Source organism: Rubrobacter aplysinae, assembly GCF_001029505.1.
Lineage (GTDB): Bacteria > Actinomycetota > Rubrobacteria > Rubrobacterales > Rubrobacteraceae > Rubrobacter_A > Rubrobacter_A aplysinae.
Genome location: NZ_LEKH01000001.1, coordinates 209307 through 224143 on the forward strand (window position 1 = coordinate 209307; position 14837 = coordinate 224143).

Consider the following 14837-nt stretch of genomic DNA (forward strand, 5'->3'; position numbering starts at 1 on the left):
CACCCGCGATACAGCCAGGGAGCCTCATACCGGAGGAGGATCCATCCAGAATGTTTGAACGGTTTACCGAAAGAGCCCGCAAGGTCGTGGTGCTGGCCCAGGAAGAGGCCCGGCACTTCAACCACAACTACATCGGCACCGAGCACCTGCTGCTTGGCCTGTTGCGTGAGGACGAGGGCGTGGCGGCCCGCGCTTTGACCTCGCTAAACGTCACCCTGGACGAGGTGCGCGAGCAAGTCGAGTCCATCGTCGGTTATGGCGAGGAGGGTAGCGGCGGCCAGGCCCCGTTCACCCCGCGCTCCAAGAAGGTGCTGGAGCTCGCGCTGCGCGAGGCGCTGCAGCTCGGCCACAACTACATCGGCACCGAGCACATCCTGCTCGGGCTCGTGCGTGAGAGCGAGGGCGTGGCCGCCCGCGTGCTCTCGAACCTCGACATAGACCCGGACAAGGTCCGCCGCGAGGTCGTGCGGATGCTCGGCGGCGGCCGGGGCCAGCGCGGACGCGGCAGCGGCGCGAGCTCCCAGCAGGGCGGCGGCGAGCAGCGCGGCTCCCAGCAGGGCGGTGTAGAGGCCAAGCGGCCAAAGACCCGCCAGCTCGACCAGTACGGTCGTAACCTCACGGCAGCCGCCGAAGAGGGGCAGATAGACCCCGTCGTCGGCCGGGCGACGGAGATCGAGCGCATCATGCAGATCCTCGTGCGCCGGACCAAGAACAACCCGGTGATCATCGGGGAGCCCGGCGTCGGTAAGACGGCGATAGTCGAGGGCCTTGCGGACGAGATCGCCAACGACCGCGTGCCCGAGATCCTCAAGGGCAAGGAGGTCTACACGCTGGACCTCGGCTCACTCGTGGCGGGCTCCAAGTACCGCGGCGAGTTCGAGGAGCGCCTCAAGAAGATCATGAAGGAGATCACCGACCACGGCGACATCATCCTGTTCATAGACGAGATGCACAACCTCGTTGGAGCCGGAGCCGCCGAGGGCGCGATAGACGCGGCCTCGATCCTCAAGCCCGCACTGGCACGCGGCGAGCTGCAGGTTGTCGGCGCGACCACGCTGGACGAGTACCGCAAGCACGTCGAGAAGGACAAGGCTCTGGAGCGGAGGTTCCAAAAGATCCAGGTCGGCGAGCCCACGGTCGAGGAGACCGAGCAGATCCTGCGCGGCCTGCGCGAGAAGTACGAGTCGCACCACAAGATCAACATCACCGACGAGGCCCTGAAGAGCGCCGCCGAGCTCGGCGACCGCTACATCTCGGACCGCTTCCTGCCGGATAAGGCGATAGACCTGGTGGACGAGGCCGCGTCCAAGATGAAGATCAAGACCATGTCCGAGCCTCCGTATTACAAGGAGGTGGACGACGAGCTCTCCGACATCCGCTCCCGTAAGGAGGCCGCGATAGACGGCCAGCAGTTCGAGGAGGCCGCGGGGCTCCGGGACGAGGAGAAGCGCCTCGCCGTACAGCGCCGGGAGCTAGAGGAGAACTGGCGCGAGCAGGAGGATGGCGGAAACGAGGACGACCGCGTCTCCATCGGGGAGACCGAGATCGCCGAGATCGTCAGCATGTGGACCGGCATCCCGGTCAAGAAGATGACCGAGGAGGAGTCCGCCAAGCTCCTCAAGATGGAGGACGCGCTGCACGGCCGCGTCGTCGGGCAGAACGAGGCCATCAAGTCCGTCAGCCGGTCCATCCGGCGCACGATGGCCGGCCTCAAGGACCCGGACCGCCCGAGCGGCTCGTTCGTGTTCCTCGGCCCGACGGGCGTGGGGAAGACGGAGCTCGCCCGCACCTTGAGCGAGTACCTCTTCGGCGACCAGGACGCCATGATCCGGCTGGACATGTCGGAGTACATGGAGCGGCACACCACGAGCCGCCTGGTCGGCAGCCCGCCCGGATACGTCGGCTACGACGAGGGTGGCCAGCTCACCGAGCAGGTCCGCCGCAAGCCGTACAGCGTGGTCTTGCTGGACGAGATTGAGAAGGCGCACCCCGAGGTCTTCAACATCCTGCTCCAGATCTTGGAGGACGGCCAGCTCACCGACGCGCAGGGCCGGGTCGTGGACTTCAAGAACGTGCTCCTCATAATGACCTCCAACGTCGGCGCGCAGACGATCAACAAGACCAAGAGCCTCGGCTTCACCGACGAGGAGTCCGGCCCGTCGTACAAGGAGATGAAGAGCCGGGTCACCGGGGAGTTGAAGAAGATCTTCCGCCCCGAGCTCCTCAACCGTATAGACGAGACCATCGTGTTCCACAAGCTGGAGCGCGAGGACATGCGCCACATCATCGAGATCCAGGTCAAGCGTCTCAGGCAGCAGCTCGTGGAGCGTGAGATCTCGCTAGAGTTCACCCCCGAGGCCCTGGACAAGCTCTCGGACGCGGGCTACGACCCGGCGTACGGCGCGCGGCCACTCAAGCGCGTGATCCAGCGCCACGTCGAGGACCCGATGAGCGAGATGTTCCTCAAGGGCGAGGTCCCGGCCGGAGCTAAGGTCACCGTCGAGGCAAACGACATAAGCTCCGACGACGCCGAGGAGGAGGGCTCCTCCATAGTGGACATCAAGGTCACGCAGTCCAAGGAGGTCGTCCCCGCCGAGTAGACCTGAGTAGGGGAGAGAAAATAGCAGCAATCCAGGAGGGCCGGAACGTTATAGTTCCGGCCCTCTTATCATGTGCGAGGCCTTGCCGCTCCGTCCGCGAGGTCGAACCTTTTAACGACGTGCGTTAATAGCTGCTCGCGGTATAGCAGCCTGTAGTTGAGGCGCCGGTATTCGGCAGCCACCATCCTCTCTTGCTCGTTGAAGGCCATCTCCATCTGCCGCAGTGCCCTGAGATAAAGGGTGTAACTCCCCGAGTCGTCGCCGCTGCTCTGCGGATTCGCCGGTGCGTGAGTTCGTGGGAGGGCGAATCTCTCCGTCGTATTCATTCTCAAATTTGCCTCCGGGCGAGTCTGCCGAACCACACTTGTAACGCTTGTAGAGAGGGCCTACGCCATCCCGGGGCAAGCCCGGGTCTGTGCCCGGGCGAGGTGATGAGAACCAGTATCCTGAGCAGCATCGGCGGTGGTTACGAAGGTGGTTCTTCTATTGTGGCTGTTGCCACGATCCCGGGGAGGCTGACGAAAAATTGCCTCCCCGGGGCGCATCTGTTTATGGTCGGCTCTTAGCCTTCGTCTGGCCGGGAGAGATCGTCTTTTCTCTTGTCCACGGCCTTGTTGCGGAAGAGCACCTGCTCGAAGAAGATGACGAACAGTATTACCGAGACTATGGGGTTGCTGAAGATCGTGGACAGGAACCTGGGGACCTGCTCCCACGTCTCCTGGGGCAGCATGAACAGGCCGACGCTGAGGAAGATGGCGAACCCGACCAGCGCCTGCTCCCGCTGCTCGAAGGCCGGGGCGGTGGACATGATGCTGATTCCGAGCCCTACGGCTGCGGAAGCGATGCCGAGCAGCACCGCGCCGGCCACAGGGTCGGGCATGGCCGCCATGAACGCAACCACCGGGCCAAAGAAAGATAGGATCACCAGCGCGAGAGCGGCGACCAGTATGAACACCCGGGCCGCGATGCGGGTGGTGACTACGATACCGAGGTTCTCGCCGTAAGGCACGGTGGCCGGAACTCCGAGGATACCGGGCAGCGTGTTCTCCACCAGCCCGAAGAGCGTGAGCGTCCGGCGGGTCTTGCCCTCGCCCACTTCCTCCTCGACGAACTCGCCGTAGCCTGTGACTATCCCGTACACGCTGAGGGCCACTATCAGGTTCACCACCGTCATGATCACTATCAGGCCCAGCGGCGGCATGGACAGCCCGTAGGGGAAGAGAGAGGGGGCCACTACCGCCGGCGCCTGACCCACTAGCGACCACTCGAACTCCCCGGCCAGCATGAAGATCGGGTACCCCAGCCCGATGATAAACAGCGGCGAGAGCGTCGCCCACACGCCGGGGCCCCGGATAGCGAGCACTACGCCGCCCACCGCCAGGAGCACGCCGACCCAGAACGGCCAGCCGAAGCCGCTGGCCACCAGCAGTCCCAGGCTCTGCTGGGCTACGGCGATCCCGATCATGACGATCATGGCCCCGAGCACCAGCGGGCTCCAGACCTTGCGTATCAGGTTCAGCACCCCAGCAAGGGCCAGACCGGCGACGATCAAACCGCCTATGGCCTGGGCAGTGAAGGCCTGGAGCGCGTAGTCGGCGCCGCCGACGGAGACCGCGGCGAGTATCGCAATTGACGGGACAATGTTCGGCCCCGAGACCATGGCGAACCCGTGCCCCCGCCAGGACTGCAGCAGCGTGGCGACGCCCGTGGTCAGCACGACGGCCGCCATGTAGGTCGCAAGCCGCTCACCCTCGAAGCCGAGACCGACCCCGACTATGGCGTAGCCGAGCACCACCGCGTAGAACATGGTCACGAACCACTGGAAGCTGTACAGAACCCAGTCCCGTGCGGACCTCGGCCTGTCGTGTACCCGGTATACGAGCTTCTGTTCTTTACCCTCGTCCATCGAACCCTCCTCTGAACCGCTTGTTCTTGGATGCTCTGCGCTTACGGAAAAACCTTGAACAAAACGTTGACGCCGTGTATTTTTCAATGTATACACAAGAGTACACCGAAATGCAAACGGTGCTGGCGAGAGGAAAACGAGGAGAAGTGAAAGAGTGAACGAAGGGAGTAGGGAGGGCACTTTAGGGGCTTATCTGCACGAGCAGCTCAAGTCCGACATCACGCGGTGGGTGTACCAGCCGGGTGAGCGGCTCAAGGAGAAGGAGATCGCGGAGCGGTTCGGCGTGAGTCGTACGCCCATCCGGGAGGCGCTCAGGAGGCTTGAGAACGACAAGCTGGTCGTCTACTCGCCGCAGTTTGGTTACTCGACGCGCACGATCAACCTCAAGGAGTTCAACGAGCTGTATCAGGTGAGGCTGGAGCTAGAGCAGCTAAGCGCGGCTTTGGCGGCCCGGACCAGGCTCGAAGGCGAGGCGGAAAGGGTGTTCGAGGAGCTGCGGGAGCTCTGGGGCTCCGGAGAGCCGGGCATCATGGGTGAGGGAGACTCGGACATGGTTCACCGGGACGAGTCGTTTCACGAAGGTCTGGCCCAGATAGGCGGGAACGGATACCTCTACGACTCGCTGCGGGCGATAAACGGCAGGATCCGGATCATCCGCATAACGGACTTCATCTCCCCGGAGCGTATCGAGGCGACATTCCGTCAGCACGCGGGCATCCTGGAGGCCGTACAGGACGGTCGAGAGGAGGAGGCGCGGGAGCGGATGCGGACACACGTGTTGGAGTCTCAGGAGCACGTGGCCAACAGCGCGCTCCGGGCCCTGGCCCGTTTACATCAGATAGACGTGGACTCGCTCGGCTAGAGGATGGCGGTAGAAACCGGCTGTAGAAATTCTAGATAGAGAGGTAGAGAAGTGAGTTTAGAGGGCCCGAAGAAGGACGGTTCGAGGCAGGATTCGAAGCAGGTCAAGAGGTTCGATAGCATCCCCTGGGGGACCATGCCGGAGCACAGAGAGCTCTACTACAGGGAGCTGCTGTCCTCGAAGGAGGCGGCGGAGATCGGGTTAATGGTGTCGAACGTGTGGCGCGAGCGGATCGAGCCGGGCGGCGCCGTGCTGCCGCACACCCACGACGTGGCGGAGATCATCCACTTTACCGAGGGCGAGGTGCGGGCGCTGCTCGGCGAAGAGTGGACGGAGTGCTCGCCGGGGGACACCCTGATAGTTCCCGATGGCGTCATCCACAGCGTGGAGAACCGGGGAGACACGCCTAGTCAGCAGGTCTCGATCTTCGTCCCGGTGCTTCCGGACAACGACGGCTTCGAGACTTACATGGCGAACGGAGGCGCAACGTGAAGCTGGCGGTCGTAGCCATAGGCGGGAACTCCCTGATCGGGGACGGCCAGCAGGGGACCATCCAGGAGCAGGAAGAGAACGCGTTCGAGACGGGACGTGCGATCTCGGGCATGGTCCAGCGGGGTTGGCGGGTCGTGGTCACCCACGGCAACGGGCCGCAGGTGGGGTTCATCCTGCGACGCTCGGACCTCGCTGCGGACACCCTGCCGCGGCTGCCGCTGGACCTGTGCGGCGCGGACAGCCAGGGCGGCCTCGGCTACATAATCGGGAACGCGCTGCAGCGGGCGCTCTCTGCGGAGGGTCTCGATTCCTCCGTGGTGAGCATGCTTACCCGGGTCGTCGTGGACGGGGACGATCCCGCTTTCGAGGCCCCGAGCAAACCGATAGGCCCGTTCTACTCCAAAGAAGAGGCCGAGAGGCATCGCGCTGAAGAGGGCTGGACGGTGGTCGAGGACTCCAACCGTGGCTACCGGCGCACGGTCCCGTCCCCCCGGCCGCGGAAGATAGTGGAGCTGGGGGCGATGCGGGAGCTCGTGAAGGCCGGCTACGTGCTGGTCGCCCTGGGCGGCGGCGGCATACCGGTCACGGAGGAGAGCCCTGGGGATTACTCCGGGGTGGAGGCGGTCATAGACAAGGACTACGCCTCCAGTCTGCTCGCGGCGGAGATCGGGGCGGATCTCCTCTTGGTATCGACCGGGGTGCCGCGCGTGAGCATCAACTACAACCGCCCGGACCAGCGCGAGATAGAGCTTATGAGCGCCGAAGAGGCCCGCGCGTATCTTGAGGAGGGGCAGTTCCCTCCGGGCAGCATGGGGCCGAAGATCGAGGCCGCCCTGAGCTTCCTCGAAGCCGGCGGCCCGGAGGTGATCGTCACCTCCCCGGATAGCATCCCCGAGGCGATGGACGGCGAGGCCGGCACGCGCATCACCGCCGAGCCCGTGCGACTGTAGGAGAGCTCCTGATGAGCGCCCTGAACACCACGAGGAGCGTCGAGGAGATCCCCCCGCCGAGGAGCATCTCCTGGTCGGCCCGGGCCCTGTCTTACGGCCCGGAGGTTGAGCTTGCCGCGGACGTCGGGCGTGGAGCGGTGCTCTCGGTCACCAGCGGCTGCGTGTACCTCCTCGGCGAGGCCGGACACGTATTCGGCGTAGTAGGACCCGGGGCGGAAGACAGCCCGCTCGGGCTCCGGGTCGAGAATGTCGCGCCGGTTCTGGAGGTCGCCCCCGGCTCGCGGTTCGAGCTCTCTGGCGGCGGGTTGCTCCTCGGAGGCCGGACGTTCGTCGACCTCGGCGAGGCCACGGCCTGGAAACCGCGGATACCCCGGTTGCGTGGAGACAGTGTCTCCCGGCGAGTGGCTGCGCGGGAGCTGCTCGGCTCCCTCGTGGAAGATGGACGCGGGCCTACCTGCCGCTGGCTGGCGGGGTTGCCGGATTCCGGCTCCCTGGACGGTCGGATCGGACGCGCGATTCGCCGTCGGGTCGAGGGGCTCGCGGAGGCGCTGGAGGGTCGGAAGGTCGAGCCTGCTTACGAGGCGCTCGTCGGCCTCCTCGGACTCGGGCCGGGCCTGACCCCCGCCGGGGACGATCTCGCCGCCGGTGTGCTCGCCACAGCCGCCTGGATGACGCCTTATAGCTCTCTAGCCACCGCGCTCGAAGAGGTGGCCCGCCAGAGACTGGAGGCTTCGGTCGCGGGGAGGACGGGTGCGATCAGCGCGCGGCTCTTGCACCACGCTGCGGCCGGGTCTCTATACGAGCCGGCCATGCGCCTCGGGGAGGGGGTTATGTCCGGAGATCCATCGGGGGTTAGAGCGTCGTCGGGGGCGCTGCTGGAGATCGGCGGCACCTCTGGAGCGGAGACCGCCGCCGGGATACTGCTGGGGCTCCTGGCTTTCGATGATGGTAGACGAAAGGAGTCGTCGTGGGACCTACGTGAGCTTTTCGACGGTAGAGGCGAAAGGTAGATCTAGAAATACAGGAGGTCGAGGATGAACATAACGGCAGAGCCGTACGAGTTCGAGTTCGAGCCACAGTCCACCGCGCTGCTACTGGTGGACTTCCAGCGGGACTTCGTCGAGCCGGGAGGCTTCGGCGAGTCGCTGGGCAACGACGTATCCATGCTGCGTAAGGCCATACCGGCGGCCGAGAAGCTGCTGGAGGCCGCCCGGGAGTCGGGTATCCACGTCATCCACACCCGCGAGGGGCACAGGACCGACCTGCGCGACGCCCCGCCCACCAAGCTGGCCCGCGGCAAGCTGGAGACCGGCATAGGCTCCGAAGGCCCGATGGGCCGTATCCTGGTTCGCGGGGAAGGCGGGCACGACATCATCCCGGAGCTCACCCCGAGAGAGGGCGAGCCCGTGATCGACAAGCCCGGCAAGAACTCCTTCTACGCCACGGACCTGGACCTCGTCCTGCGTAACCGGGGCGTGGAGAGCCTCATCGTGTGCGGCGTGACCACCGAGGTCTGCGTGCAGTCTACCGTGCGGGAGGCAAACGACCGGGGCTACGAGTGCCTGGTCGTCGAGGACGCCGTCGCCTCGTACTTCGAGGAGTTCCAGCGGGTTGCCCTGGACATGATCAAGGCGCAGGGCGCGATCTTCGGCTGGGTGACGAAGTCCGACTCCGTGCTCTCCGCCTTCGAGTCCGTAGGGGCCGTGAGGTAGCAGAGCGTCCGTTTAGTCGGGGGTGGCCGTTCCGGGCCGCCCCCATTTTCGACCATCAGACCGGAGAGTTGGATATTCACATTATGAGAAACGCGAAAAGAGGCGCGATTTGAAGACGATGGTAGAGACGCGGCGGGACTCGTACCACGATTCGGTCTCGTTGATGAACATCTCCAGCCGCCTGTCGGGCCGGGAGGGGATCGGGGAGGCCGCCGCGGTTATGGGCACTCCCCAAAATATACAAATCCTGCGCGATAGCGGGCTCGACACGCCGGAGCTCGAGGAGGTCGGCCCGAACGACCTGGTGATCGCCGTCGCCGCCGAGTCCGACGAGGCCGGGGCTGAGGCGTTCGAGCTGGCCGGCGAGCTACTGGCCTCCGGCGGGGGAGGTGGCGAAGGAGATGAGGAGCCTCGGCGTCAGCTAAACACCACCCACCAAGCCGCCGCCGAGGGGGCGAACCTGGCCCTGATCTCCACCCCCGGAAAGTTCGCCGCCGCGGAGGCCCTGAAGGCACTGGGCTCCGGGATGCACGTCCACATGTTCAGCGACAACGTCCCCCTGGAGCGCGAGGTCGAGCTAAAGGAGCTTGCCGAGGAGCGGGGACTCCTGATGATGGGCCCGGACTGCGGCACCGCGATCATAAACGGAGTCCCGCTGGCTTTCGCAAACAGTGTGCGGCGCGGAAACGTGGGCGTCATAGCCGCCTCCGGCACCGGATGCCAGGAGGTTACCTCGCTCCTGCACCGGCTGGGCTCCGGTGTCTCCCAGGCCATCGGCACCGGCGGCAGGGACCTCTCCTCCGCCGTCGGAGGCCGCACCACGAAGGCGGCCCTGCGGGCCCTGATCGGCGACGAGGAAACCGGGATCATAGTGCTCGTCTCAAAGCCGCCGGCCCGCGAGGTTGCAGCCGAGATCTTCGAGCTCGCCGGCCGGACGGACAAGCCGGTGGTGTGCTGCTTCCTCGGAGCGGATCCAGAGGAGATCCGGCGCAGCGGCCTCCGCGCCGCGCCGACCCTCGAAGACGCGGCCCGGCAGGCCGCCGAGCTGGATCTGGGCGAGGCGCCAAGCCTCGCCGGCGGCGAAGGTGGTGAAAAGGAGAGCGTACCGGCACCGGAGCTCGGCGACGGGCAGCGGTACCTGCGGGGCCTCTACTCGGGCGGCACCTTCTGCCACGAGGCGCTGTTGCTCCTGCACGATAGCCTCGGCGGCGTCTACTCGAACACGCCGCTGGACGAGGAGCACCGGCTGCCGGACGCGGGCGAGAGCCTGGAGCATAGCTGTATAGACCTCGGCGAGGACGAGTTTACCCGGGACCGCCCGCACCCCATGATCGACTTCCGGCTGCGCAACGAGCGCATAGTCCGGGAGGCCGAGGACCCCGAAACCGCCGTGATCCTGTTGGACCTCGTGCTGGGCTACGGGGCGAACGAAGACCCGGCGGGGGCCATCCTGCCCGCGATCACGCGGGCGCGGGAGATCGCCGAAGAGGCCGGGCGCAGCCTGCCCGTGGTGGTCTCTGTATGCGGCACGGATCAGGACCCGCAACACATCGAGAGCCAGGAGCGCCGACTGAGGCAGGCCGGAGCCTTCGTGACTTCGAGCAACGCGCGGGCCGTGCGGCTGGCCTCCGCGCTGGTACCGGCCCGTCAGAAAGTGGAGGAGAGCAGATGACGGAGATCTCTGAGCTAAATGGACTGCTGGGCTCCCGGCTCAGCGTCGCAAACGTTGGCGTGCCGTTCTTCGCCGAAGAGCTCGCCACGCAGGGGGTGGAGGTAAGCCCCGTGGACTGGGCGCCGCCGCTCGGCGGCGATGCCGGGCTCGGCTGGGCGCTGGCCCGGATGCTGGACGGTGGGAGCGAGCTCGGGAGGCGCGTAGAGGAGGCCAACGAGCAGGCGCTACAGAGGCTGCTGGCCGCCGACCCGGTGTGGGTGGACGTCCGGCCCGCCGGGGAGGTGGTGCCCGGCGTAACGCAGCGGACGCTGCTGCACGCGGGCCCGCCGGTCGCTTGGTCGGAGATGGCCGGTCCGATGCGGGGAGCGGTAATCGGGGCGCTGATATACGAGGGACTGGCGCAGGACCCCGAGCAGGCCGTGGACCTCTGCGAACGGGACGAGGTCGAGCTCGTCTCCGGCCACAGCGTCGGGGCCATCGGGCCGATGGCGGGCGTGATCTCGGCCTCGATGCCGGTTATCGTGGTCGAGGACAGGGCTTCCGGAGGGCGTGCGTTCAGCAACCTGAACGAGGGCCTGGGCAGCGTCCTCAGGTTCGGCTCGTACTCCGAGGAGGTGCTGAACCGGCTGGAGTGGATGCGCGGCGTGCTCGGGCCCGCGCTCTCTGAGGCGGTGCGCTCGCTCGACGGAATAGGGCTCAAGAACGTCACCGCCCAGGCGCTCCAGATGGGGGACGAGTGCCACAATCGCAACACCGCGGCAACCTCGCTGCTTTTCCGCCGGCTGGCGCCACAGCTGTCGGCCTCAAGTATGGAAGGCGCGAGGATAAGCGAGGTGTTCGACTTTCTGGCCGGAAACGATCACTTCTACCTCAACTTCTCCATGGCCGCCGCGAAGGTGGGCCTCGACGCGGCCTCGGGCGTGCCCGGCAGCACGATGGTCACCGCCATGTCCCGCAACGGCGTGGAGTTCGGCCTCAAGGTGAGCGGTACGGGAGACCGGTGGTACACGGCGCCCGCCGAGCGCATAGACGGGCTCTTCTTCCCGGGCTACAGCGCGGACGACGCGGCTTTGGACATCGGGGACAGCTCCATAACCGAGACCTCCGGCATCGGCGGCTTCGCGATGGCAGCAGCCCCCGCCATAGTGCAGTTCGTCGGCGGCACCGCCGAGACGGCGCTGGCCTACACGCGCCGGATGTACGAGGTCACCCTCGCAAAGAACCCGTCGTTCGCCATACCCTCGCTCTTCTTCGCCGGGGCACCGACCGGGATCGACGTCCGTCTGGTCGCCGATAGCGGCACGCTGCCGATTATCAACACCGGCATCGCCCACAGAGAGCCGGGGATAGGCCAGATCGGGGCCGGAGTTGTCAGCCCGCCCGCCGAGTGTTTCGAGAAGGCTATCGCGGCGCTGGCCCGGGAGCTGGAGCTGGTGTAGCGGGGCTCACGGCCCGTCTTGATGCGGGAGTCAGGAGTACCGGCACATGACCGATCCCACCGGACGTGCGACAGAGCTCGAGCAGCGCAACGTCGAGCGCGGTGGCAGGCCGTTCTCCTGCGTCGTGGCTTCCTCTTCGGACGGGGCCGTGCTTGCCGAGAGCCCGAGCCTCTTGGCGCAGACCAATGACCCCACCGTACATGCCGAGGTGGTCGCCATAAGGGAGGCCTGCCAAAGGCTCGGCTCGCCGCGCCTCGAAGGGTACGAGATCTCAAGGTCACGCAGTCCAGGGAGGTCGTCTCCGCCGAGTAGGGGAGGGTAGTGGGCTCCTGCTTGCGCGGGAGGCTCCGCAGTGTAGAGTTAAGTAACCATGAGACCAGGGCTATTTTCGAGGCGGCGGAGACCGAGTTTCCCGCAAAATTACAGGCAGGCCGCGGTTTTTGCTCTGCTGATACCCGGTGCCCCGATACTGGTGGCCATCGTAGGGGCTCTGATCTCGGGTGGCCTGGAATGGCGCATGGTCGGCATTCAGATTCTGATCTGGGCGTTCGTATTCGCGTTGCTCTTCATAGCCGCCGTGGGCGGAATTGACCCGGACAGGCGCCGGTAGAACATCCGGGGAGAGTCGCCGGCTGTCAATCGGCGCTTATCCCTTACAATCTCCCTATGGCTGCGAAGACTGTATACGTATGCTCGAACTGCGGGCACTCCGAGCCGAAGTGGCACGGGCGTTGCCCGGAGTGCGGCGAATGGAGCACCCTGGTCGAGGAGGCGAAGGCCGAGCGCAAGGTGTCGGGCTTCGCCTCCCGGGTCGCCGGTGCGGAGGGTAACGGCGCGCCGAAGCGCGCCCCGGCTCAGACAAAGACGCTAGACGAGGTCGGGGCCGAAGACGAGAAGAGGGTCGGGACCGGCGTCGGCGAGCTCGACCGGGTTTTGGGCGGCGGCGTGGTGCCGGGCTCTCTGCTACTCGTCGGCGGGGAGCCCGGCGTGGGCAAGAGCACGCTGCTGCTGCAGATGATGGGCGAGCTCGGTGGGCGTTGCCTGATGGTCTCCGGCGAGGAGTCGCCCCGGCAGGTCTCCCTCTCGGCCCGCAGGCTCGGGGTCGAGAAGAGCGGGTTCCGGGTGCTTGCCGAGACCGACGTGGACGTTATAGAGGCGACCATCGCCGAGGAGCAGCCCGAGGTCGTGGTGGTGGACTCTGTGCAGACGCTCTACTCGCCGGAGCTCGCGGGAGCGCCGGGCAGCGTCGGGCAGGTGCGGGAGTCGGCGGCGCGCCTGATGCGGCTCGGCAAGTCTCAGGGTACGGCGGTCGTACTCGTTGGGCACGTTACGAAAGAGGGCTCCATCGCCGGGCCGCGGGTGCTGGAGCACATGGTGGATACGGTGCTGCAGTTCGAGGGCGACCGTTTCCAGAGCTTCCGGGTGCTGCGAGCGCTGAAGAACCGCTTCGGCTCCACGAACGAGGTCGGGGTCTTCGAGATGAGCGACCGGGGGATGGTCGAGGTCGAGGACCCGTCGGCGTTCTTCCTCTCAAACCGCGAGGGCGGGGTGCCGCCGGGTGTGGTTACCGTGTGCGTGCTGGAGGGTACGCGGCCGATGCTGGTGGAGATAGAGAGTCTCGTCGCCCCGAGCCCGCTCGCCGTGCCGCGCCGGGTGGCGAACGGGCTGGATACCGGGCGGGTGAACATGCTGTGCGCCGTGCTCGCCCGCCGCGCCGGGCTTAGGCTCTCGGACCACGACGTGTACGCGAACGTTACCGGCGGGGTCCGGGTGGAGGAGCCGGCGGTGGATCTCGGGGTTGCCCTGGCCGTCGCCTCGGCTTTCCGGGACAAGCCCGTGCAGGGCGGGACGGCGTGCTTCGGGGAGGTCGGGCTGACCGGGGACGTGAGGTTCGTGTCCGGTGGCAGCCGCCGGGTCGGCGAGCTAATAAAGATGGGCTTCACGCGTATAATAGGGCCGCGCGGGGCAGGCTCGGAGAAGTCCGGGGGGTCTAACGGGAGCACCGGAGGGCCCAGAGGTAAGAGCGGTAAGAGCGGCGGGAGTGGAGAAAGCGGACGGAGGGGGATCGAGGTGGTCGAGACGGGGACGCTCGGCGAGGCCGTTGAGGCGGCGCTGGCATGACCTCGCGCAGGAAGCTGACACCCGAGATCTCCGACGCGCTCGCGATAGTCTCGCCGGGTACGGGGCTCAGGGACGGCATAGACAACATTATCCGGGCCTCGAACGGGGCGCTTATCGTGATCTCCAACCCGAATAAGCTGGAGCGGTTGGGCGTGATCTCCAGCGGTATAAAGGTCGACTGCGACTTCGCCCCGATGCGGCTGTACGAAATGGCGAAGATGGACGGCGCGCTTGTGGTGTCGCCGGATCTCTCGACCATCCACTACGCCAACGCCCAGCTCGCCCCGGACCCGTCCCTGGAGTCCTCGGAGACCGGGATGCGCCACCTGGCCGCCCATCGCGCCGCGCAGCAGACCGGGGATCTCGTAGTCGCCGTCTCCGAGCGCCGGCGGGTGGTCAGCCTGTACCGGGGCCGTCAGGGGCCGCACGTCCTCGAAGACATCGGCGTGGTGCTCTCCAAGGCGAACTCCGCGCTCGCCACGCTGGAGAAGTTCACCCACCGCCTGAACGAGGAGGCCCGGACGCTGACCCTGCACGAGTACGATGGGGCCGTGGCCCTGCGCGAGGTCGTCGCGGCCATCGGCACCTTCGAGTACTCCATCCGCATCGCCGAGGAGATCGAGGCCTACGTCCGCGAGCTCGGGCGTGAGGGGCGTCTGATCGAGATGCAGCTCGGCCAGGCTTTCCACAACGTGCCCGAGCAGTACGACGCCCTTCTGCGCGACTACGTGGCCGAGGGGGTGGACGCCGGGGAGGTAGGCGAGCGGCTGAGGAGGTTCACCGCCGAGGAACTCTCGGACGCGATGCAGATCACGCAGCTACTCGGCCACGGCTCCGTGGGTCAGTCAGAGGAGATTTTCGTTAAGCCCCGGGGCTTCCGGCAGCTCGTGCGGGTGCCGCGCCTGCCGCGCCGGGTATCGGAGCGTCTTATAGAGGAGTTCGGCTCTCTGGAGGGTCTGCTCGACGCCAGCGAACAGGAGCTTGACGATGTGGAAGGCGTCGGACAGGCGCGGGCGAAGGCGATCCGGCGCGGCCTGAAGCGCGAGCGCAGCCTGCAGACCTCCGGGGAACCCTTCTAGCCGC

General features: G+C 66.4%; 14 protein-coding genes. 12 read left to right on the forward strand and 2 right to left on the reverse strand.

Features of this window, described 5'->3' with window-relative positions; translation table 11 throughout:
* Positions 1-50 precede the first annotated feature (50 nt).
* Positions 51-2600 (forward strand): ATP-dependent Clp protease ATP-binding subunit, encoded by a 2550-nt coding sequence (locus ABD53_RS01110; protein WP_047863869.1) that lies wholly within the window; start codon positions 51-53, stop codon positions 2598-2600.
* Positions 2601-2668: 68 nt separating this feature from the next.
* Here ABD53_RS01110 and ABD53_RS01115 read toward each other — a convergent pair whose 3' ends face one another.
* On the reverse strand, positions 2669-2926 hold the full coding sequence (locus ABD53_RS01115) for a hypothetical protein (protein WP_152670516.1): 258 nt from the start codon (positions 2924-2926) through the stop codon (positions 2669-2671).
* A 236-nt stretch (positions 2927-3162) separates the two neighbouring features.
* On the reverse strand, positions 3163-4506 hold the full coding sequence (locus tag ABD53_RS01120; RefSeq protein WP_047863871.1) for a uracil-xanthine permease family protein: 1344 nt from the start codon (positions 4504-4506) through the stop codon (positions 3163-3165).
* A gap of 154 nt (positions 4507-4660) precedes the next feature.
* On the opposite strand from ABD53_RS01120, the gene ABD53_RS01125 reads away from it, so the two are divergent.
* From ABD53_RS01125 to disA, 11 genes are all read left to right on the forward strand, one after another.
* A complete protein-coding gene (locus ABD53_RS01125) occupies positions 4661-5368 on the forward strand; it encodes a GntR family transcriptional regulator (protein WP_053057532.1) in 708 nt (235 codons plus the stop codon).
* A 51-nt stretch (positions 5369-5419) separates the two neighbouring features.
* Positions 5420-5860: a cupin domain-containing protein gene (locus ABD53_RS01130; RefSeq protein ID WP_152670517.1), complete on the forward strand. Its 441-nt coding sequence runs from the start codon at positions 5420-5422 to the stop codon at positions 5858-5860.
* Positions 5857-6810, forward strand: coding sequence for a carbamate kinase (locus tag ABD53_RS01135; protein WP_047863872.1), 954 nt, complete (start codon positions 5857-5859; stop codon positions 6808-6810). Before ABD53_RS01130 ends, ABD53_RS01135 begins: the two co-directional genes overlap by 4 nt.
* 11 nt (positions 6811-6821) lie before the next feature.
* The gene (locus ABD53_RS01140; protein WP_047863873.1) at positions 6822-7820 is read left to right on the forward strand and encodes an oxamate carbamoyltransferase subunit AllH family protein; all 999 of its coding nucleotides are present in this window, start codon (positions 6822-6824) and stop codon (positions 7818-7820) included.
* A 24-nt stretch (positions 7821-7844) separates the two neighbouring features.
* Entirely contained in the window at positions 7845-8522 is a 678-nt protein-coding gene (locus ABD53_RS01145; RefSeq protein ID WP_047863874.1) for a cysteine hydrolase family protein, read from the forward strand.
* A gap of 118 nt (positions 8523-8640) precedes the next feature.
* Positions 8641-10194 carry an acyl-CoA synthetase FdrA gene (gene fdrA, locus ABD53_RS01150; protein ID WP_047864129.1) on the forward strand — a complete coding sequence of 518 codons (1554 nt, stop codon included), beginning with the start codon at positions 8641-8643 and terminating at the stop codon, positions 10192-10194.
* The gene (locus ABD53_RS01155) at positions 10191-11633 is read left to right on the forward strand and encodes a YlbE family protein (RefSeq protein WP_047863875.1); all 1443 of its coding nucleotides are present in this window, start codon (positions 10191-10193) and stop codon (positions 11631-11633) included. The genes fdrA and ABD53_RS01155 overlap by 4 nt, the downstream gene beginning before the upstream one ends.
* A gap of 46 nt (positions 11634-11679) precedes the next feature.
* The gene (locus tag ABD53_RS01160; RefSeq protein ID WP_047863876.1) at positions 11680-11955 is read left to right on the forward strand and encodes a tRNA-specific adenosine deaminase; all 276 of its coding nucleotides are present in this window, start codon (positions 11680-11682) and stop codon (positions 11953-11955) included.
* 150 nt (positions 11956-12105) lie between these two features.
* The gene (locus ABD53_RS17130; protein WP_160309592.1) at positions 12106-12243 is read left to right on the forward strand and encodes a hypothetical protein; all 138 of its coding nucleotides are present in this window, start codon (positions 12106-12108) and stop codon (positions 12241-12243) included.
* A 56-nt stretch (positions 12244-12299) separates the two neighbouring features.
* The gene (radA, locus tag ABD53_RS01170; protein WP_047863878.1) at positions 12300-13754 is read left to right on the forward strand and encodes a DNA repair protein RadA; all 1455 of its coding nucleotides are present in this window, start codon (positions 12300-12302) and stop codon (positions 13752-13754) included.
* On the forward strand, positions 13751-14833 hold the full coding sequence (gene disA / locus ABD53_RS01175) for a DNA integrity scanning diadenylate cyclase DisA (protein WP_047863879.1): 1083 nt from the start codon (positions 13751-13753) through the stop codon (positions 14831-14833). The genes radA and disA overlap by 4 nt, the downstream gene beginning before the upstream one ends.
* The last annotated feature ends 4 nt before the right edge of the window (positions 14834-14837 follow it).